Source organism: Salmonella sp. K21076, assembly GCF_039650795.1.
Classification (GTDB): Bacteria; Pseudomonadota; Gammaproteobacteria; order Enterobacterales; family Enterobacteriaceae; genus Salmonella; species Salmonella enterica.
The window spans coordinates 45,370-66,249 of the sequence record NZ_JBCLYA010000009.1 but is presented as its reverse complement, the minus strand read 5'-3'; the positions used below and the strand labels follow the sequence as shown (position 1 = coordinate 66,249).

The following is a 20,880-nucleotide window of genomic DNA, read 5'->3' as shown; positions in this document are numbered from 1 at the left end:
GGAGGGATTGCATTCATTGGGATAAGTACGGCAACATTGGAATAAACATGAATTATCAGAATGACGATTTACGCATTAAAGAAATCAACGAGTTATTACCTCCGGTCGCGCTGCTGGAAAAGTTTCCCGCCACGGAAAATGCAGCAAATACCGTTGCTCACGCACGCAAAGCCATCCATAAAATTCTCAAAGGCAATGACGATCGTCTGCTGGTGGTGATCGGTCCTTGTTCAATTCATGATCCGGCAGCGGCGAAAGAGTATGCCGCCCGTTTGCTGGCGCTACGCGATGAGCTTCAAGGCGAGCTTGAAATTGTCATGCGCGTCTATTTTGAGAAACCGCGTACTACCGTCGGCTGGAAAGGGCTGATTAACGATCCGCACATGGATAACAGCTTCCAGATTAACGACGGTCTGCGTATTGCGCGCAAACTGCTGCTGGATATTAACGACAGCGGCCTGCCTGCCGCCGGCGAATTCCTCGATATGATCACGCCGCAATATCTGGCCGATCTGATGAGCTGGGGCGCCATTGGCGCACGGACTACTGAATCCCAGGTTCATCGCGAACTGGCGTCTGGCCTCTCTTGTCCGGTCGGTTTTAAAAATGGTACTGATGGCACGATTAAAGTCGCCATTGACGCCATCAACGCCGCCGGCGCGCCGCATTGCTTCCTCTCCGTCACTAAATGGGGTCATTCGGCGATTGTGAATACCAGCGGCAACGGCGACTGCCATATCATTCTGCGCGGCGGTAAAGCGCCAAACTATAGCGCGCAACATGTTGCTGAGGTGAAAGAAGGCCTCATCAAAGCGGGACTGACGCCGCAGGTCATGATCGATTTCAGCCATGCCAACTCCTGTAAGCAATTTCAAAAGCAGATGGAGGTTTGCGCCGATGTCTGTCAGCAGATAGCGGGCGGTGAAAAAGCGATTATTGGCGTGATGGTAGAGAGTCATCTGGTAGAAGGAAACCAGAGTCTGGAAAGCGGTCAGCCGCTGACCTACGGTAAAAGCATTACTGACGCCTGTATTGGCTGGGAAGATACCGATGCGCTGCTTCGTCAGTTGTCGGCAGCGGTAAAAGCCCGTCGAGGTTAATCTTCATTACGTCTTAAACCGGCCCGCAAGGCCGGTTTTTTACTGGAAACCGATGAGATAGCCCACCGTGTCATCAATCGAAATATAAATAAATATATAACGAAATAATTCGGCGCTATAATTCTCTTCTGATTAATAACGTCGCTCGAACCATGACCTGTCAGGACAAATCACTTTTAGCCCCCGGTCTCGCTTCCACGCCCGTCATTCCGCGCTATCGCCAGATCATACGCAAACGGGCCGTGCTCATGTCAGCTATTGCGCTGGCGATGATGGTTTCACTGATGGTGGATGTAACCTGTGGGTCTTCTGGTTTACCGCTCAGTGCGCTGTGGCAGGCGCTTTTCCAGCCGGAAAAGGTGAATGCGGGCATACACGTTATTGTCTGGGATATCCGCTTACCCTATGCCCTGATGGCCCTACTGGTGGGCATGGCGTTAGGGTTAGCGGGCGCCGAAATGCAAACCATTTTAAATAATCCGCTGGCGACGCCGTTTACCCTTGGCGTATCGTCCGCGGCGGCTTTTGGCGCTGCGCTGGCGATTGTGTTGGGGATCGGTATTCCCGGTATTCCTGCCGCCTGGTTTATCCCGGCCAATGCGTTCATCTTTGCGCTTTTATCCGCGTTACTCCTGGACGGTATTACCCGTTGGACAGGCGTCGCCGCATCCGGAGTGGTGTTGTTCGGTATTGCGCTGGTATTCACCTTTAACGCGTTGGTCGCCATTATGCAGTTTGTGGCTGATGAAGATACGCTGCAGGGGCTGGTATTCTGGACGATGGGGAGCCTGGTCCGCGCGTCGTGGGAAAAATTGGGCGTACTGGCCGTGGTGTTTATTGCTGTGCTTTTTTGCGCGTTACGAAGCGCCTGGCAACTCACGGCATTACGTCTGGGCGAAGAGAGGGCGATGAGCTTTGGGGTTCATGTCCGCCGTTTACGCCTGCTGTCATTGTTGCGTATCAGCTTGTTATCAGCGCTGGCGGTAGCTTTCGTCGGGCCGATTGGTTTTATTGGTCTCGTTGCGCCGCACATTGCGCGAATACTGTTGGGGGAAGATCACCGTTTCTACCTTCCGGGCAGCGTGCTGATAGGCGGGCTGGTGTTATCGCTGGCCTCTATTGCGGCGAAAAATAGTATTCCGGGCGTCATGGTGCCGGTGGGGATTGTCACCTCGCTGGTCGGGGTTCCGTTCTTTTTAAGCATTGTATTGCGACATCGGGGGAGTCTCTGATGCGCAGGTTAATGCTCCGCTCATTTAGCGCCGGCTATTCCACTCAGCCGGTTATTGCAGATCTCAACGTTCCCTTACTGCCGCGCGGGAAAATTACCATTTTGCTGGGGCCGAACGGCTGTGGTAAATCGACGTTACTACGTTCGCTGGCCGGGCTGAATAACGTCGACGGCGAGGCGCTGCTTGATGGCGAAGATCTCATGTCGTTATCGTTTGCCGAGCGGGCGCAGAAAGTTGTGTTTTTGCCGCAGTCATTACCGCAGGGCGTACATCTGCATGTACTGGAGTCGATTATCGTGGTACTGCGGGCATCAGGCGGCAGAGACAATGCGCAGGGCAGAGCGCAGATACTGGCTATCCTTGAGCAATTGGGCATAACGCATCTGGCGTTGCAGTATCTCGACCAGCTTTCCGGCGGTCAGCGGCAGTTAGTGGGTCTGGCGCAATCGCTGATTCGTCGCCCTGAACTTCTGTTGCTGGATGAGCCGCTCAGCGCGCTGGATTTAAACTATCAGTTTCACGTAATGGATCTCGTGCGTCGGGATACCCAGGCGCAAAATAGGGTGACGATAGTCGTGGCGCATGACATTAATATTGCCCTGCGTCATGGTGACCATGTCCTGATGCTAAAAGACGGCAGGCTGGTCGCCAGCGGCGCGCCGGAGACGGTGATTACTGCGGAGCGTCTGGCTGAAGTGTACCGGGTACGAGGACGCGTGGAGCGCTGTTCGCAGGGGAAATTGCAGGTGGTGCTGGACGGCGTGATCGCTGTTTAAGACATATTGCCTGATGGCGCTGCGCTTATCCGGCCTACCCATTGCTCGTAGGCCGGATAAGGCAGTTATACCGCCATCCGGCAAAGGTGATTACTTCGCTTTACCCTGATTCGCCACGGCAGCCGCTTTCGCGGCGATTTCGTCAGCGTTACCCAGATAGTAATGTTTGATCGGCTTGAAGTTTTCGTCGAACTCATACACCAGCGGCACGCCGGTCGGGATGTTTAACTCAAGAATCTCATCTTCACTCATGTTATCCAGGTATTTCACCAGCGCACGCAATGAGTTACCGTGAGCGGCGATGATCACGCGCTCACCGCTCTTCATACGCGGCAGGATGGTGTCGTTCCAGTAAGGAATAACGCGGTCGATGGTCAGCGCCAGACTTTCGGTCAACGGCAGCTCTTTCTCGCTCAGTTTGGCATAACGTGGATCGTGACCCGGATAACGCTCATCATCTTTGGTCAGTTCCGGCGGCGTCACGGCAAAACCGCGGCGCCACTGCTTAACCTGCTCGTCACCATATTTTTCTGCCGTTTCCGCTTTATTCAGCCCTTGCAACGCGCCATAGTGACGTTCATTGAGTTTCCAGGATTTTTCCACCGGCAGCCACGCCTGATCCAGTTCATCCAGTACGTTCCACAGCGTATGGATAGCGCGTTTCAGTACGGAAGTGTAGGCAAAATCAAAGCTGAAACCTTCTTCTTTTAGCAGTTTACCCGCTGCTTTTGCTTCGCTTACGCCTTTTTCAGACAGGTCAACATCATACCAGCCGGTGAAACGGTTCTCTTTGTTCCATTGACTTTCACCGTGACGTACCAGAACCAGCTTAGTTACAGCCATACTCTCACTCCTATAAATCATATGTAATGATAATAATTCTCATTATATTGCCGCGAGGTGTTGGCGGCAATGCTTACGCATAACCATAGCGAAAATAGTGGCGCAGTGTAAGGTTCTTGTGAACTCAGAGTTGCGATTTTGTCTTTAAGTGGTGGAGGTTTGAGCAGGGCAATGGCGCGTAGGCCCGATAAGCTTGCGTCATCGGGCATGTAGCGGCATATCGTTAGAACGGAATAAACTGATACTCGGTCAGGCTGGCGTACTCCTCGCCAGGGCGAAGGATACAGTCAGGCTGCGGCCATTCAGGATGATTCGGGCTGTCCGGCAGCAGTTCGCTTTCCAGCGCCAGCCCTTGCCAGTCGGCATAAGGTTCCGGTCCGCGGGAAGGTGTACCCGCCAGATAATTGCCGGAATAAAACTGTAGCGCCGGGGCGGTGGTGTAAACCATCATTTGTAGCTTTCCATCCTGTGACCACAGACGGGCCGCCGGCTTTTTGCCATCACCCTGCGTCTGTAGCAGGAAAGCATGATCGTAGCTTTTAACCTTGCGCTGATCGTCATCGGCGAGAAACTCGCTGGCAATGACTTTTGGCATCCGGAAGTCAAACGAGGTATTGGCTACCGATTTTAGCCCCTGGCGTGGAATACCGGATTCATCTACCGGCAGATACTCATCCGCCAGAATTTGCAGCTTATGTTGGCGCACGTCGGTCCGATCGCCGTCCAGATTAAAATAGACGTGGTTGGTCAAATTCACCGGACAGGGTTTATCGACCGTCGCCCGGTAGGTGATGGAGATTCTATTGTCATCGGTCAGACGATATTGCGCCGTGGCGCAAAGATGGCCAGGAAAGCCCTGGTCGCCGTCATCAGAGGTGAGCGCGAATAATACCTGGCGATCGTTTTGGTTCACAATTTGCCAGCGGCGCTTGTCAAAGCCTTCCGGTCCGCCGTGTAGCTGGTTCTCGCCCTGGCTTGGGCTTAACTGTACGGTTTCGCCGGCAAACGTATAGCGGCTATTGGCGATACGGTTCGCGTAACGGCCAATAGAGGCGCCGAGGAATGACGTCTGTTCAGGGTAGTGTTCCGGGCTGGCGCAGCCCAGCAATGCTTCCCGAACGCTGCCGTCAGACAGCGGAATACGGGCGGAAAGAAGAGTGGCTCCCCAGTCCATCAGCGTTACCACCATCCCTGCGCTGTTGCGCAGGGTTAGCAGGCGGTACGGTTGACCATCGGGGGCCAGTGCGGGCGTTTCATTTAGCACTGTCCTGCTCCTTGTGACGGTTTGCATACATAAAAGGTTTCTTTGATTCCGGTTTTCGCTTCGTACTGTTGCGCAACGGCCTGCTGCACAGCGGGAACCAGATCTTCCGGGATCAGCGCGACAACACAGCCGCCAAAGCCGCCGCCGGTCATGCGCACGCCGCCTTGATCGCCGATGGTCGCTTTGACAATGTCTACCAGCGTGTCTATCTGCGGGACGGTAATTTCGAAATCATCGCGCATTGAGGCATGGGACTCCGCCATCAGTTGGCCCATACGTTGCAAATCACCTTTCTCCAGCGCGCTTGCCGCTTCAACGGTGCGCGCATTTTCGCTCAATACATGGCGAACGCGTTTTGCGACTACCGGGTCCAGTTCGCTGGCGACGGCATTGAACGCCTCAAGGCTGACATCGCGCAGGGCCGGCTGCTGGAAGAAACGGGCGCCGGTTTCGCACTGTTCACGGCGGGTATTATACTCGCTGCCCACCAGAGTGCGCTTAAAGTTACTGTTGATGATCACCACGGCGACGCCTTTCGGCATAGAAACCGCTTTGGCGCCGAGCGTACGGCAATCAATCAGCAACGCATGATCTTTTTTGCCGAGCGCAGAGATGAGCTGATCCATAATGCCGCAGTTACAGCCGACAAACTGGTTCTCGGCCTCTTGTCCGTTGAGCGCAATTTGCGCGCCGTCCAGCGGCAGGTGATAAAGCTGCTGGAAGACGGTGCCCACCGCCACTTCCAGCGAAGCGGAGGAGCTTAACCCGGCGCCCTGCGGCACATTGCCGCTGATGACCATATCCACGCCGCCAAACGCGTTGTTACGCTGTTGCAGGTGTTTCACTACGCCGCGCACATAGTTAGACCACTGCTGGCTATCGTGGGTCACGATCGGCGCATCCAGTGAAAATTCGTCCACCTGATTGTCGTAATCGGCGGCAATCACCCGTACGGTACGATCGTCGCGCGGCGCACAGCTAATTACGGTCTGGTAATCGATAGCGCAGGGCAGAACAAAACCATCATTGTAATCAGTGTGCTCGCCGATCAGATTGACGCGGCCTGGCGCCTGAATCGTGTGGGTAGCAGGGTAGCCGAAAATTTCAGCAAACAGCGCGCGCGTTTTCTCTTTCAGATTCATTTTTATACTCCGGATTCGCGAAAATGGATGTCGCTGACCGCGCGCAGGCGTTCAGCCGCTTGTTCTGCGGTTAAATCACGCTGGGTTTCCGCCAGCATTTCATAGCCGACCATAAATTTACGGACGGTCGCAGAGCGCAGCAGCGGCGGATAAAAGTGCGCGTGCAACTGCCAGTGTGCGTTTTCTTCACCGTTAAACGGCGCGCCGTGCCAGCCCATTGAGTAGGGGAAGGAACACTGAAACAGGTTGTCATAACGACTGGTCAGCTTTTTCAACGCCAGCGCCAGAGAGTCGCGCTGCTCGTCGCTTAAATCGGTAATGCGCAGGACATGCGTTTTGGGTAACAGTAGCGTTTCGAACGGCCACGCCGCCCAGTAAGGCACCACCGCCAGCCAGTGTTCGGTTTCGACCACGGTGCGGCTGCCGTCCGCCAGTTCTCGCTGGACATAATCTACCAGCATTGGCGGACGCTGTTCGGCGAAATAGGCTTTTTGTAAACGATCTTCGCGTTCGGCCTCATTCGGCAGGAAGCTGTTGGCCCAGACCTGTCCATGCGGATGCGGGTTCGAACAGCCCATCGCCGCGCCTTTATTTTCAAAGACCTGCACCCACGGATAGGTTTTGCCTAACTCGGCGGTCTGCGTTTGCCAGGTTCTGACGATTTCCGTCAGCGCGGGCAGGCTCAACTCCGGCAGCGTTTTACTGTGATCGGGAGAAAAGCAGATCACGCGGCTGGTGCCGCGCGCGCTCTGACAGCGCATCAGCGGATCGTGGCTGTCCGGCGCATCCGGCGTATCGGCCATCAGCGCCGCGAAATCGTTAGTAAAGACGTAAGTCCCTTTGTAATCGGGATTTTTATCGCCGGTGACACGCGTATTGCCCGCACACAAGAAGCAGTCCGGATCGTGGGCCGGCAGCATTTGCTGAGACGGCGTTTCCTGCGCCCCCTGCCAGGGGCGTTTTGCGCGATGCGGCGAAACCAGAACCCACTGGCCGGTAAGCGGGTTATAACGGCGATGCGGATGATCGATGGGATTAAATGGGGTCATAACAACGTCCTTAATCTGAGTATCCCTGCGGATGGCGTGACTGCCAGTGCCAAGTGTCCTGCGCCATTTCGTCAAGCGTGCGGGTGACGCGCCAGTTCAGCTCGCGATCGGCTTTGCTGGCATCCGCCCAATACGCCGGGAGATCGCCGTCGCGACGCGGCGCGAAGTGGTAATTAATGGGTTTACCGCAGGCTTTACTAAAGGCGTTGACCACATCCAGGACGCTACTGCCGACACCCGCGCCGAGGTTATAAATATGTACGCCGGATTTGTCCGCCAGTTTTTCCATCGCCACGACGTGCCCGTCGGCTAAGTCCATAACGTGAATGTAATCGCGTACGCCGGTGCCATCCTCGGTCGGGTAATCGTTGCCGAAAACGGCGAGCGATTCGCGACGACCCACGGCGACCTGGGCGATATAGGGCATCAGGTTATTCGGAATACCTTGCGGATCTTCTCCCATGTCGCCCGACGGGTGCGCGCCGACCGGATTGAAATAACGCAGCAGCGCAATACTCCACTCCGGCTGGGCTTTTTGCAGATCGGTGAGGATCTGTTCTACCATCAATTTACTTTTGCCGTAGGGGCTTTGCGGCGTGCCGGTAGGAAAACTTTCGACGTAAGGAATTTTGGGCTGATCGCCATAAACGGTGGCAGAGGAGCTAAAAATAAGGTTTTTAACGTTGGCCGCACGCATGGCGCTGACCAACCGCAGCGTACCGTTGACGTTGTTGTCATAGTACTCCAGCGGCTTGGCGACCGATTCGCCGACGGCTTTCAGGCCGGCAAAGTGAATCACGGTATCAATCGCGTGATCGTGCAGAATTTCGGTTATAAGCGCTTCGTTGCGAATATCGCCTTCGACAAAGGTCGGGTGCTTACCGCCCAGACGTTCAATAACGGGCAGCACGCTGCGCTTGCTGTTGCAGAGGTTATCGAGGATGACGACGTCATGACCATTTTGCAGCAATTGTACGCAGGTATGACTTCCAATGTAACCGCTACCACCTGTAACCAATACTCTCATAATTCGCTCCGTTAAGCCTATGGTATGGAATAACCATAGCATAACAAAGATGCGAAAAGTGTGACATGTAATAAATTAGTGGAATCGTTTACACGCTGGTGATTTTACGCATTTATATCAATTAAATGATTACAAATCATCTGACTTGAGAATGCTTCTGCTTTTTATCCGAAAAAAAGGCGCGTTACGCGCCTGGGAATGAAACGGACGGGGCAGGAGCTGTCAGTCTTTTTTACGCGAGAGTAGCTTCCTGGCGAGCGCCCCGACAGCGACGACGCCGATGGCGGTCACTTTCCAGAATTTAAGTAACGCGATACCGAGCATAGCAAGCAGTCCTACTTTCTTGGCCGCGATACCGCCAATCAGCGCGGCGAGCTCATACTCCGCTATTTTGTCCGTTGATTCGTTGAAGTCAGCGTAGCGTTGTCCAGCGTTGAACTTGACGGAACTGAGAATTCTTTTCGCCAGAGGGATTTCGTGGTCAACAGAACCTCTGTCGGTCACCAGATTTAAAGAAAAATAACCTTCACGTCCCAGCAGATAGGTGTTGTAGTTCACGCCTTGTTCATTCAGTGGTTCGTTGGTGCCGATATCCTGGATGGCGGCGGACCAGATCAGACGATGATTGGTTGCATCGTAGGTAGGCTTCTCGATCCAGCCAATAATTTCTATCGGCTCAATGCCTTTTGCAATACGATCTTTATTCGCTTCTTTTGTGCCTTTGCGCAGGTTATCCATTAATTCATCGGCATCCCAGTTTTTTGCATCATCATCTTTTACATAACCAGAATCATCATATTCGATAGAAATAAATCCATTCATTTCCTTTTTAAATACGAGACCGTAAAAATATTCATCGTCAACATAGTTACCAATTTCACGCATAAATACCGCCGCTTCTTTTGCGGGTATCCAGGTAAATCCTTCCGGTAGATTAAGCGTGGCTTTATCACCTAAACTAATCTTTGTCGGACCCGCAACGGCGGCGCGACTCATGCCTTCAACAGCGACCTCAACGGCGGTTTTACGCGCTTCCTGCGCAGCGGTCGGCTTTTGCTCAGCATAACTGCTGGGGCAAAATAACATGGCTGCCAGTAAAAATAGTATTATTTGTGGAAAACGAAAAGCCATAATGAATCCCTTGTATTCACATACGACATCATTGTCGAAAATTTCAGGATTATTATGACAATGAGGCGGTCAGCGATTCAAGAGATAGTAAGCTTATCGACCGTTATTATTATTCTTAATAAAAGGAGAGTGGTTCCAGAATGGCGCGCGGCGCCATTCTGATAATACATTTAATTATTGCATCGTCCGGAAACGTACTTATAACGTTCGCCCTCTGGTACAAATTCCAGCCGGTGGGTAATACAGGCAGGCGCATCCTCTGCATGATGGGAAACGAACAGCAGTTGAGTCTCTCCCTGGCGAATTAATACATCCACAAAACGGCGTACCAGTTGGCGGTTCAGCGGGTCCAACCCTTGCAGCGGCTCATCCAGAATCAACACTGTCGGATGTTTAACCAGCGCGCGCACGATTAGCGCCAGCCGCTGCTGTCCCCAAGAGAGACTGTGGAAGGGGGCATCCGCCGTACGCTTATCGATTCCCAGAATATCCAGCCACTGTTGCGCCAGTTTTCGTTGCCTGTCTGAAACGGCCTGGTAAATGCCGATAGAATCGAAATAGCCGGAGAGAATGACATTGCGTACCGTGGTACTGACGCGGTAATCCAGATGTAAACTGCTGCTGACGTAGCCGATATGTTTTTTGATATCCCAGATTGTTTCGCCGCTTCCTCGCCGCCGCCCGAACAGCGTAAGATCGTTGCTGTAGCCTTGCGGATGATCGCCAGTAATAAGGCTAAGCAACGTAGACTTACCCGCTCCGTTAGGACCGACGATCTGCCAGTGTTCGCCCGGATTGACTCGCCAGCTTAGGTGGTGGAGGATAGGGCGATCGTTATACGAGACTACGCCATCGTTAAGTACGATCCGTGGTTCGCCATCGGGTAACGCATGGCGGGCGGAAGGTTCGTCCGGTTCGGGTAATTGTACGTCGGTCAGACGCTCGCTGTGCGCGAGTTGAGCGACCAACGCCCGTTGCAGTAACTCTGCCGTCGTTCCGGTCTCCGCCAGCGTACAGTCGGCAAGCACGCCGGCAAACTGCACGAAGTCCGGGATCTCATCAAAACGGTTGAGTACCAGCGCCAGGGTCATACCCGCCTGGTTCAACGCCGTCAGGCGTTGTGCCAGTTGTTGACGGGCGGTCACGTCAAGTCCGTCGAACGGTTCATCAAGGATTAATAACTCCGGCTCAGACATCAGCGCCTGACACAGCAGCGCTTTTCGCGTCTCGCCGGTAGAAAGGTATTTAAAACGCCTGTTGAGTAAAGCGGAAATGCCAAACTGCTGCGCCAGCATCGCATAGCGGGCAGGATGGTGAACATCATCCTGAATAATTTCCGCGGTAGTGCGCCCGGTATCGTCTTCGCCAGGACTGAGCATATCGGTGTTATTACGTTGCCACTCATCGCTGACCAGCTTTTGCAATTGTTCAAAGGACAGACGGGTAATGCGGGTAAACTGACACTGGCGCTCGCCTGTTAATAATGGCAGTTCACCCGCCAGCGCGCGGGCGAGCGCCGACTTCCCGCTCCCGTTAGCCCCAACGAATGCCCAGCTATCGCCCGCATTGAGCGTCAGCGAATCCAGATGAAGTGTTTTTGTATCGCTCAGACGAAACGTGCCTTGCGAAATTTGCAACGATGACATTTTGCATCCCATTTTTTGCAGCGATGAATGACAGGGATACGTCTTTCGGCAACGGATGTCAATGTGCTTAGCACAACGTTGCAATAATCACTCTGTCCGCATTAAACCAGGCAATCACGTCATCGCCTTCCTTTAACGTGGCGGCATCCGCAGTCGGTATCGTGGCGCACAGCGTCTGGCCGTCCGGCAGCGCCATCAACACTTCACACTGTTCCGCGCCGCGCTCGATATGGCTGATCGTTCCCGACAACTGATTGTCAGCTGCGCGCGCAACGGCTGCATCCCGGGTAATGCCAACCCACGGCGCTTTTAGCAGGATCAGCACTTCTTTTCCCTCCTCCAGGCCGAGACGCTCGCCGCTTTGCGCCGTCAGCGCGACTTTGAGCCGCGTTTTGCCGTCGGCCAGCAGCACGTCGACATGCTGTTGCACCTGATCGCGATCGCGGGCGGTAATGGTGCCGAACCACTGATTTCGGGCGCTGGTTTGCAGTGAAAAGCGGGAGATAGCGGCCAGCAGACTGTCAAGCGGCAGGGCGTCATCGTCGCTTAACACATCGAACGCTTTTTGCTGAATTTGGCCCAGCAAATCGTAAAGCTGGATCAGACGCTGACCATAGCGGGTTAATACCGCGCCGCCGCCGCCTTTGCCGCCCGTTGCGCGTTCAACCAGCATATGTTCGCTAAGCTGGTTCATGTCGTTTATCGCATCCCAGGCGCTCTTATAGCTGATTCCCGCGTCTTTCGCGCCCTGACTAATCGAGCCGGAAAGCGCAATGTGTTTCAGCAGAGAGATACGTCGGGGATCGGCAAAAAGCTTTTGCTGAAGTTTCAGGGTAAGAAGGATTTCGGCCTGCATAACCAGCTCCTAGTAAAAAGACTATTGTGACTGAAAAGCGCGTCAGCGCAAAGCCGACCGCACAAAAGGGGAGTGCTTTTCTGTGTGATGCGGTTAAAATACAAAAAGGACTATATCTGGAGTTGCCCATGTTAGAGTTATTAAAAAGTCTGGTATTCGCCGTCATCATGGTACCGGTAGTGATGGCCATCATCCTCGGTCTGATTTACGGTCTGGGTGAGGTGTTCAACATTTTTTCCGGTATCGGTCAGAAAGACCAGTCCAGACAGAACCGCTGATTTCCCCAAACGCCCGCTCAGTCGGGCGTTTTTGTTACTCAAGATCCTGCTTTTCCTGCCGATATTTTCTGTGTTTAATCGTTAATGGGTATGAATAACCGCTGGGAAACCCCTGAGATTATCGTTATATTGTTGTTTACATAACGAAACGCACAAGGAGTTACAGATGGCGCATTCCTGGTTACGCCTGGTCGCAGGGGCGACATTATCTTTCGTCATCGCTGGTCATGCGCTGGCGGATGAAGGCAAGATCACCGTATTCGCCGCCGCGTCGCTAACGAACGCGATGCAAGACATTGCGGCAGAATATAAAAAAGAGAAAAATGTGGATGTGGTCTCCTCATTCGCCTCCTCTTCAACGCTGGCGCGCCAGATAGAAGCGGGCGCGCCGGCGGACCTGTTCATCTCTGCTGATCAGAAATGGATGGATTACGCAGCCGATAAAAAAGCGGTGGATACCACGACGCGCGAAACATTGCTTGGCAATAGCCTGGTAGTGGTAGCGCCGAAAGCCAGCGAGCAGAAACCGTTTACCATCGACAACAAAACGGACTGGATTCATCTGCTGAACGGCGGGCGTCTGGCGGTGGGCGATCCGCAACACGTACCGGCGGGAATTTATGCCAAAGAAGCGCTGCAAAAGCTGGGCGCATGGCAAACGCTTGAACCGAAACTGGCGCCGGGCGAGGATGTGCGCGGTGCGTTGGCGTTGGTCGAACGTAACGAAGCGCCTTTAGGCATTGTATACGGTTCTGATGCGGTCGCCAGCAAGGGGGTCAACGTGGTGGCGACGTTCCCGGAAGATTCACATAAAAAAGTGGAATACCCCATCGCTATCGTGGAGGGGCATAAAAATGCGGCCGTCAGCGCGTTCTATGATTACCTGAAAGGACCGCAGGCCTCGGCAATCTTTAAACGTTATGGATTTACGACGAAGTAATGATACTGACCGATCCAGAATGGCAGGCTGTCCTTCTTAGCCTGAAAGTGTCTTCCCTGGCCGTGCTGTTTAGCCTGCCGTTTGGGATCTTTTTTGCCTGGTTACTGGTGCGATGCCGGTTTCCGGGCAAAGCCTTACTTGATAGTGTCCTGCATCTGCCGCTGGTGCTGCCGCCGGTGGTGGTCGGCTATCTGCTGCTGGTGTCGATGGGGCGACGCGGGTTTATTGGCCAGTGGCTGTATGACTGGTTCGGTCTCACGTTTGCCTTTAGCTGGCGCGGCGCCGTGCTGGCGGCGGCGGTGATGTCCTTCCCGCTGATGGTGCGGGCCATTCGGCTGGCGCTGGAGGGGGTGGATATCAAGCTTGAACAGGCCGCCAGAACGCTGGGCGCCGGGCGCTGGCGCGTTTTTCTGACTATCACCTTACCGCTTACCCTGCCGGGTATTATTGTTGGTACGGTGCTGGCGTTTGCCCGTTCGCTTGGCGAATTTGGCGCGACCATTACCTTTGTTTCCAATATTCCGGGCGAAACCCGCACCATACCTTCCGCCATGTATACCTTGATCCAGACGCCGGGCGGGGAGAGCGCGGCGGCGAGGCTGTGCGTGATTTCGATTGTATTAGCGCTGATTTCGCTGTTGATTTCTGAATGGCTGGCGCGGATTAGCCGTGAACGGACGGGGCGCTAACCATGCTGGAGCTTAATTTTTCCCAGACGCTGGGAACGCACTGTTTAACCCTCAACGAAACGCTGCCAGCCAGTGGGATCACGGCTATCTTTGGCGTCTCCGGCGCGGGAAAAACCTCGCTGATTAATGCCATCAGCGGTTTGACTCGCCCGCGAAAAGGACGCATCGTGCTGAATGGCCGGGTGTTGCATGACGCGGAAAACGGTATCTGTTTAACGCCGGAAAAGCGCCGCATCGGTTATGTTTTCCAGGATGCGCGCCTGTTCCCCCATTACAAAGTACGCGGCAATTTGCGCTATGGCATGGCGAAAAGCATGACCGGTCAGTTTGATAAGCTGGTGTCGCTGCTGGGAATTGAAGCGTTGCTTGATCGCCTGCCGGGGAGCCTGTCCGGCGGAGAAAAACAGCGCGTAGCGATAGGCCGGGCATTGCTCACCGCCCCGGAGTTGCTGCTGTTGGACGAACCGTTGGCCTCGCTGGATATCCCGCGTAAACGCGAATTACTGCCGTACCTGCAACGGCTGGCGCGAGAAATCAATATTCCCATGCTGTATGTCAGCCATTCTCTCGATGAAATTCTCCACCTGGCGGATAAAGTCATGGTGCTGGAGGATGGACAGGTTAAAGCGTTTGGCCCGCTGGAAGAAGTCTGGGGAAGCAGCGTTATGCACCCGTGGCTGCCGAAAGAGCAACAGAGCAGTATTCTGAAAGTCAGCGTGCTGGAGCATCACCCGCATTATGCCATGACCGCTCTGGCGCTTGGCGACCAGCACCTGTGGGTAAATAAACTCAATCAGCCGCTGCAATCCACACTGCGTATTCGTATACAGGCGTCGGATGTCTCGCTGGTACTACAGCCGCCGCAGCAGACCAGTATCCGCAACGTATTACGGGCAAAAGTGGCGAATTGTTATGACGATAACGGGCAGGTGGAAGTCCAGCTTGAAATAGGCGGCAGAACGCTGTGGGCGCGAATAAGCCCGTGGGCCAGGGATGAGCTGAATATCAAGCCTGGCCTGTGGCTTTACGCGCAGGTGAAAAGCGTTTCTATCACCGCCTGACTATAGCAGGTGGGTGTATATAAATTTGGCGATGCTATCGGTAGTGTTATCGCCGATCACAAAGTCAGCGCGCGCTTTCACCGCCTCATCGGCGTTGCCCATCGCAACGCCGGTGCCTGCCGCCTCCAGCATACTGATGTCGTTGTAGTTATCGCCGAAAGCGATCACATTTTTCATTGACCCTCCCTGCGCTTCTATCCACTGGGTAAGGCGCTTGCCTTTACTGTTGCCTTTGCGCGCGATATCCACCTGATCGTGCCATGACCATTCACACTCCAGGCCAAGCGCCTGTTCAACATGCTGACCGAACCGCTGTAGTCTGGGAATATCTTCATCGGTAAGCGCAAACTTCCACACGGCATTCACGTCGCGCGCCGCCTGCGCCAACGAAGAGACCTGTGTAAAGGTCGGACGTTGCTCCGGCGGCAAGGTCTGCGCCCACCGGGAGGTACGCACGACGTGACCGGTTGGGTGTTCGTAAAGCATAGCGTCATCAACATACATCAGGCCGTGAATCTGATGCTCATCCAGTAAATCAATCAACTGCAACGCCTTATCCACGGGCATAGGATCGGCATCCAGGACAGTTTTAGCTTGATAATCATACAAATAGGTGCCGTTGCAGCAAATAGCAGGTGTTTCCAGCGCCAGCGCCTGATAAAAAGGATGAATAGCAACGTGATGGCGACCAGTGACAATGATAAGTTGAAAGCCCGCCTCTTTGGCGCGTGATAGCGCTTCAAGCGAGGAGGGGAGTAAGGTTTTATGCGGGGTTAATAATGTTCCGTCTAAATCGAGGGCAATCACGCGTGCAGTCATAATTTTTTCCAGATTAAGAGTAATAATTCCGTCTGTCGGCATGGTACACCGGGACGGTAAGCAGACAAAATTCTGCGTCTGAATTCAGCATTCGCCGTCAAAAGCGACTACGTTAAGCTGTGTCCTGTTATTGCAGCTACATGCCATATGCAAAGGAGTATTCATGAAACAAACAGTCTATACCGCCAGCCCTGAGAGTCAGCAAATTCACGTCTGGAGCCTGAACCACGAAGGGACGCTGACGCTGGTGCAGGTCGTGGATGTGCCCGGTCAGGTTCAGCCGATGGTGGTCAGTCCGGATAAACGCTACCTCTATGTCGGCGTGCGCCCGGAGTTTCGTGTCCTGGCGTATCGTATTGCGCCGGATGATGGCGCGCTGACGTTTGCCGCCGAATCCGCCCTGCCGGGTAGCCCGACCCATATTTCTACCGATCATCATGGTCGTTTTGTCTTTGTCGGATCGTATAACGCCGGTAATGTCAGCGTGACGCGCTTACAGGATGGCCTGCCGGTTGAGCTGGTGGATGTGGTGGAAGGGCTGGACGGCTGCCACTCGGCAAATATTACGCCGGATAACCGTACCCTGTGGGTGCCTGCGCTAAAACAGGATCGCATTTGTCTGTTTACGCTAAGCGATGACGGCCATCTGGTGGCCCAGGAGCCGGCGGAAGTAAATACAGTTGAAGGGGCAGGCCCGCGTCATATGGTCTTCCACCCGAATCGACAATATGCGTATTGCGTCAATGAACTGAACAGTTCGGTGGATGTCTGGCAGCTTAAAAATCCGCATGGCGAGATAGAGTGCGTACAAACCCTGGATATGATGCCCGCCGATTTTTCCGATACCCGCTGGGCGGCGGATATTCATATTACGCCGGATGGACGGCATCTGTATGCCTGTGACCGCACCGCCAGTCTGATTACCGTCTTTAGTGTCTCCGAAGATGGCAGCGTACTGAGCGTTGAAGGCTTCCAGCCGACGGAAGCCCAACCGCGCGGCTTTAATATCGACAACAGCAGGAAATACCTGATTGCTGCGGGTCAAAAATCACATCATATCGCGGTCTATGAAATTACGGGCACTCAGGGGTTGCTGACGGAAAAAGGCCGTTATGCCGTCGGCCAGGGGCCAATGTGGGTTGTGGTGAACGCGTACTAAAGCGCTGTGTGCCGGAGGGCGGCGGGCTGGAGCTCACCAGGGCAGGATGCCTGATTAATTTCAATAAACATCGCTTGCAGTAAAACCACGGGCCGCCACATCTGCTGCGGCGGCCCGTTTATAAGCCTGAACCGGAACGGCGATTACTGCTTAGGTTCCGTCACTACTTTACTGCCTACACCGCGGTTGTTGTATTCCCACATGCGGTTGTAGTTCGTGTCGTTCAGATTACGCTGCACCTCGTCTTTGTCATCCACGGTTCCCGTATTTCCAGCAAACGGACGTTTCGAGATGACCGCGTCGGCCCACGGTTTGGCAACGTTGAAGCCCTCGTTAATCACGCTGTCGCGGATCACGACCTGACCGTTGGTGTTGGCGTCGACATCCAGCGAGCGGCCAAGCTGCGCAACGCCATCGCCGGAGGCGTTAAAGCGGCTGTTGATCGCCAAAAAGCCATAGTAAATATTGGACAGCGTCGCCGGGGCGAAGACGTAGGCTTCCTGCTGTGTGCGGGAGTTGACGACCTGGAAGTTGGTGTTATCGAACACCACGGCGCCGCGTCCGGAAACCATATCCACATCGCCTTCAATATAGCTGTTCGTCACCAGCGTACGCGGCTGGCGATCGGTTTGCAGACGGTTCTGCACGCCGCTGTTGGTCACAAAGAAGGTGTTCTGGCGGCCAAGGATATTGACCTTGTTAATCTGGACTTTGTCGCCATCGGTACGCAGCGCCACCGCCGGATGGTTTCCGGCATCGACACTGTCGCCCAGCGTGTTCTCGATGGTCAGATTTTGTAGCTGCAGACCGTTATTCTGCGACCAGAACGCGGCAGAACACATTACACCGATCGTCGCGGCGTGTTTGCTTTGGCAGTTATCGAACATATACCAGGCGGGTTTACCAGGCATATATTTCCCGCCGGGATTCACTGCGCGGCGCCAGTCAGCGACACTCATTTCACCATCAATCGCCATCCCAATTTTTACATCGATCGGTTTTTCACCGGTCCCGTACAGGGTCAGACTTCCCGGCGCGGCGGGAACATACACGGTCCCCTGATAGTCGCCCGGCATAATAGCAATGTACTGGCGTTTGTTCGTGCGTTTAACCATTGCCGCATCGATCGCGGCCTGAATCGAGGTGTGCGTAACGCCTGGCGTACCTGCCGGCCCCACCACAAAGTCAGGCTGTGCGGGCAGGGTAATCGGCGACGGCGACCACGGGGCGGTATTCGGCGTCAGGGAGGCAAAATAGCGCGCAGCAACGAAGTTTTTCGCTTCATTTGCCGACAGAATGGGGCGCGAGGCGGTGCCAGGCGCGGTTTGATCGGAAGGGATCTGATCGGGTGGCGTAGAGCTACAGGCGCTCAGCGTCACGCCAAAAGCCAGTGCCAGCGCCAGACGGGAAACCGATAATGTATTCACAGGTTGCTCCGGGCTTGAAAAAGTTAAATGACATCCATTGAAGCCTGCTTTTTTATACTAAGTTGAACGAAACGGGAAGGCGAAAAGGTAAAAAGTTCCTTTTCAGGCTGGAAACACCTGTAGCATCAGATAGTTTTATCACAATTAAGCAACAACTTTCGCGCTTTGAGTTGACAATCCGGAGCAGAAAGAAAATAAATGTCTATACAACTCATGACAGGCAAGAGAGCGACAGGAATGCGGCAACTTTTACCGGGCGATACTGTCTGGCGAAACATCAGGCTGGCGACAATGGACCCGCAGCGGCAAGCCCCGTACGGGCTGGTGGATAGCCAGGCGCTGATTGTACGCGAAGGGCATATTTGCGATATCGTGCCAGAGACGCAGCTTCCTGTCAGTGGGGACAATATCCATGATATGCAGGGACGACTGGTAACCCCGGGACTTATCGATTGCCACACGCATCTGGTGTTTGCCGGTAACCGCGCCGCAGAGTGGGAGCAGCGGCTTAACGGCGCGTCATACCAGCATATTAGCGCTCAGGGCGGCGGCATTAACGCGACGGTATCAGCAACCCGCGCCTGTGCGGAGGAGACGCTCTACCTGCTGGCGCGCGAACGCATGATGCGCCTTGCCAGCGAAGGCGTTACGCTGCTGGAGATTAAATCCGGCTATGGTCTGGAGCTGGCGACAGAAGAAAAGCTGTTGCGCGTCGCTGCAAAACTTGCTGCCGAAAACGCTATCGACATTAGCCCCACGCTATTGGCCGCTCATGCTACGCCAGCGGAGTATCGTGACGACCCGGACGGCTACATCACTCTGGTCTGCGAGACGATGATTCCGCAGCTCTGGCAAAAAGGGTTATTTGATGCGGTAGACCTCTTTTGCGAGAGCGTCGGCTTTAATGTGGCCCAGAGTGAGCGCGTGTTGCAGACGGCGAAGGCGTTAGGTATTCCCGTTAAAGGCCATGTTGAGCAGCTTTCGCTGTTGGGCGGCGCGCAGCTGGTGAGTCGTTATCAGGGTTTATCGGCGGATCATATCGAATATCTTGATGAAGCGGGCGTCGCGGCGATGCGTGACGGCGGTACTGTCGGCGTGTTGTTGCCCGGCGCGTTTTATTTTCTGCGCGAGACGCAGCGCCCGCCGGTTGAACTGCTGCGCCGCTATCAGGTGCCTGTCGCCGTCGCCAGCGATTTCAATCCCGGCACCAGCCCGTTTTGCAGTTTGCATCTGGCGATGAATATGGCCTGCGTACAGTTTGGTCTGACGCCGGAAGAGGCATGGTCGGGCGTTACGCGCCATGCCGCTCGCGCGCTGGGAAGACAGGCGACGCATGGGCAGATCAGGGCCGGCTACCGGGCGGATTTTGTGGTGTGGGATGCTGAACAGCCGGTAGAGATTGTGTATGAGCCGGGGCGTAACCCTTTATATCAGCGGGTATACAGAGGACAAATCTCATGACGCAATGGTATCCGGCTTCTCCGGCGCTCTGGCAGGGGCGCGATGACAGTATAGAAGCGCCGGATGCGCGGCGTCTGTTTCAGACCGTCACGCGCAGCGAGGCCTTTTTCCCCGAAAACTGGCAGCAAAAGATCGCGTTAATGGGATTTGCCTGCGACGAGGGGGTAAAACGCAATTCAGGCCGTCCCGGCGCGGCAGGCGGCCCGGACGCGTTGCGTAAGGCGCTGGCGAATATGGCCAGCCATCAGGGACATGAACGGCTGGTGGATTTAGGCAATTGGGTTGCGCCGACGCCCGATCTGGAAGGCGCGCAGCAGGCCTTGCGCGATGCGGTAAGCCGCTGTCTGCGGGCCGGGATGCGCACGCTGGTAATGGGCGGCGGGCATGAAACCGCGTTTGGACACGGCGCGGGGGTGCTGGACGCGTTTGCGCAGGAAAGCGTAGGGATCATTAATCTTGATGCGCATCTGGATCTCCGTCAGACCGACCGGGCAACATCCGGGACGCCGTTTCGTCAACTGGCGCAGCTATGCGACGCGCAGAGCCGCGCGTTTCATTATGCTTGTTTCGGCGTGAGCCGTGCGGCGAATACGCAGGCGTTGTGGCGGGAAGCGCAGTGGCGAAATGTTACCGTGGTGGAGGATCTGGACTGCCATGACGCGCTGGCGCAGATGACGCAGTTTATTGACAAGGTGGATAAAATTTATCTGACTATCGATCTCGACGTATTGCCTGTCTGGGAAATGCCGGCCGTCTCCGCTCCCGCAGCGCTGGGCGTGCCGCTGATACAGGTTCTGCGTTTAATTGAGCCGGTTTGCCGCAGCGGAAAATTACAGGCGGCGGATCTGGTTGAATTTAATCCACGCTTTGATGAAGATGGCGCAGCGGCGCGCGTGGCGGCGCGGCTTGGCTGGCAAATCGCGCACTGGTGGCGTTAATCTGTCATCCGGAAAACATTATCCGCATAAGGAAGGCTTCAC

General features: G+C 54.7%; 20 protein-coding genes. 10 read left to right on the top strand and 10 right to left on the bottom strand.

What is annotated here, in order from left to right; genetic code table 11:
* Positions 1-47 precede the first annotated feature (47 nt).
* The 3 genes from aroG to AAYN39_RS04590 all read left to right on the top strand — a co-directional run bounded on the left by aroG (position 48) and on the right by AAYN39_RS04590 (position 3,108).
* Positions 48-1,100: a 3-deoxy-7-phosphoheptulonate synthase AroG gene (gene aroG, locus AAYN39_RS04600; RefSeq protein ID WP_001109233.1), complete on the top strand. Its 1,053-nt coding sequence runs from the start codon at positions 48-50 to the stop codon at positions 1,098-1,100.
* Positions 1,101-1,252: 152 nt separating this feature from the next.
* Entirely contained in the window at positions 1,253-2,332 is a 1,080-nt protein-coding gene (locus AAYN39_RS04595; protein WP_000128344.1) for an iron ABC transporter permease, read from the top strand.
* Complete coding sequence (locus AAYN39_RS04590; RefSeq protein WP_001253471.1) at positions 2,332-3,108, top strand: ABC transporter ATP-binding protein; 777 nt, start codon at positions 2,332-2,334, stop codon at positions 3,106-3,108. Before AAYN39_RS04595 ends, AAYN39_RS04590 begins: the two co-directional genes overlap by 1 nt.
* Before the next feature lie 90 nt (positions 3,109-3,198).
* Here the strand turns inward: AAYN39_RS04590 and gpmA are convergent, their stop codons facing one another.
* The 8 genes from gpmA to modE all read right to left on the bottom strand — a co-directional run bounded on the left by gpmA (position 3,199) and on the right by modE (position 12,066).
* Positions 3,199-3,951, bottom strand: a complete 753-nt coding sequence (gene gpmA, locus AAYN39_RS04585; RefSeq protein ID WP_000301554.1) for a 2,3-diphosphoglycerate-dependent phosphoglycerate mutase — start codon at positions 3,949-3,951, stop codon at positions 3,199-3,201.
* 223 nt (positions 3,952-4,174) lie between these two features.
* The gene (galM, locus tag AAYN39_RS04580; RefSeq protein WP_000931431.1) at positions 4,175-5,215 is read right to left on the bottom strand and encodes a galactose-1-epimerase; all 1,041 of its coding nucleotides are present in this window, start codon (positions 5,213-5,215) and stop codon (positions 4,175-4,177) included.
* Positions 5,209-6,357 carry a galactokinase gene (galK, locus tag AAYN39_RS04575; protein ID WP_001049364.1) on the bottom strand — a complete coding sequence of 383 codons (1,149 nt, stop codon included), beginning with the start codon at positions 6,355-6,357 and terminating at the stop codon, positions 5,209-5,211. The genes galM and galK overlap by 7 nt, the downstream gene beginning before the upstream one ends.
* Before the next feature lie 2 nt (positions 6,358-6,359).
* On the bottom strand, positions 6,360-7,406 hold the full coding sequence (gene galT / locus AAYN39_RS04570; protein WP_000187468.1) for a galactose-1-phosphate uridylyltransferase: 1,047 nt from the start codon (positions 7,404-7,406) through the stop codon (positions 6,360-6,362).
* Between the two features lie 10 nt (positions 7,407-7,416).
* On the bottom strand, positions 7,417-8,433 hold the full coding sequence (galE, locus tag AAYN39_RS04565) for a UDP-glucose 4-epimerase GalE (protein WP_001265456.1): 1,017 nt from the start codon (positions 8,431-8,433) through the stop codon (positions 7,417-7,419).
* Positions 8,434-8,655: 222 nt separating this feature from the next.
* Positions 8,656-9,564 carry a DUF2167 domain-containing protein gene (locus tag AAYN39_RS04560; RefSeq protein WP_000885529.1) on the bottom strand — a complete coding sequence of 303 codons (909 nt, stop codon included), beginning with the start codon at positions 9,562-9,564 and terminating at the stop codon, positions 8,656-8,658.
* A 170-nt stretch (positions 9,565-9,734) separates the two neighbouring features.
* A complete protein-coding gene (modF, locus tag AAYN39_RS04555; protein WP_000096923.1) occupies positions 9,735-11,210 on the bottom strand; it encodes a molybdate ABC transporter ATP-binding protein ModF in 1,476 nt (491 codons plus the stop codon).
* Positions 11,211-11,277: 67 nt separating this feature from the next.
* Positions 11,278-12,066 (bottom strand): molybdenum-dependent transcriptional regulator, encoded by a 789-nt coding sequence (modE, locus tag AAYN39_RS04550; RefSeq protein ID WP_001147416.1) that lies wholly within the window; start codon positions 12,064-12,066, stop codon positions 11,278-11,280.
* A 128-nt stretch (positions 12,067-12,194) separates the two neighbouring features.
* On the opposite strand from modE, the gene AAYN39_RS04545 reads away from it, so the two are divergent.
* The 4 genes from AAYN39_RS04545 to modC all read left to right on the top strand — a co-directional run bounded on the left by AAYN39_RS04545 (position 12,195) and on the right by modC (position 15,034).
* Positions 12,195-12,344, top strand: a complete 150-nt coding sequence (locus tag AAYN39_RS04545; RefSeq protein ID WP_000891513.1) for an AcrZ family multidrug efflux pump-associated protein — start codon at positions 12,195-12,197, stop codon at positions 12,342-12,344.
* Positions 12,345-12,510: 166 nt separating this feature from the next.
* Positions 12,511-13,284: a molybdate ABC transporter substrate-binding protein gene (modA, locus tag AAYN39_RS04540; protein ID WP_000951413.1), complete on the top strand. Its 774-nt coding sequence runs from the start codon at positions 12,511-12,513 to the stop codon at positions 13,282-13,284.
* A complete protein-coding gene (gene modB / locus AAYN39_RS04535) occupies positions 13,284-13,973 on the top strand; it encodes a molybdate ABC transporter permease subunit (protein ID WP_000604026.1) in 690 nt (229 codons plus the stop codon). The genes modA and modB overlap by 1 nt, the downstream gene beginning before the upstream one ends.
* Before the next feature lie 2 nt (positions 13,974-13,975).
* Positions 13,976-15,034, top strand: a complete 1,059-nt coding sequence (gene modC, locus AAYN39_RS04530) for a molybdenum ABC transporter ATP-binding protein ModC (protein ID WP_000891721.1) — start codon at positions 13,976-13,978, stop codon at positions 15,032-15,034.
* On the opposite strand, the gene AAYN39_RS04525 is transcribed toward modC, so the two are convergent.
* A complete protein-coding gene (locus AAYN39_RS04525; RefSeq protein ID WP_010989132.1) occupies positions 15,035-15,853 on the bottom strand; it encodes a pyridoxal phosphatase in 819 nt (272 codons plus the stop codon).
* Between the two features lie 163 nt (positions 15,854-16,016).
* Between AAYN39_RS04525 and pgl the strand changes: the two genes are divergently transcribed.
* Positions 16,017-17,012, top strand: coding sequence for a 6-phosphogluconolactonase (pgl, locus tag AAYN39_RS04520; RefSeq protein ID WP_000815470.1), 996 nt, complete (start codon positions 16,017-16,019; stop codon positions 17,010-17,012).
* A 143-nt stretch (positions 17,013-17,155) separates the two neighbouring features.
* Here pgl and AAYN39_RS04515 read toward each other — a convergent pair whose 3' ends face one another.
* Positions 17,156-18,439, bottom strand: coding sequence for a putative acyl-CoA thioester hydrolase (locus tag AAYN39_RS04515; protein ID WP_001094768.1), 1,284 nt, complete (start codon positions 18,437-18,439; stop codon positions 17,156-17,158).
* Between the two features lie 237 nt (positions 18,440-18,676).
* On the opposite strand from AAYN39_RS04515, the gene hutI reads away from it, so the two are divergent.
* Both hutI and hutG read left to right on the top strand, forming a co-directional pair.
* A complete protein-coding gene (hutI, locus tag AAYN39_RS04510; RefSeq protein ID WP_001249497.1) occupies positions 18,677-19,900 on the top strand; it encodes an imidazolonepropionase in 1,224 nt (407 codons plus the stop codon).
* Positions 19,897-20,838 carry a formimidoylglutamase gene (gene hutG / locus AAYN39_RS04505; RefSeq protein WP_000195673.1) on the top strand — a complete coding sequence of 314 codons (942 nt, stop codon included), beginning with the start codon at positions 19,897-19,899 and terminating at the stop codon, positions 20,836-20,838. The genes hutI and hutG overlap by 4 nt, the downstream gene beginning before the upstream one ends.
* The last annotated feature ends 42 nt before the right edge of the window (positions 20,839-20,880 follow it).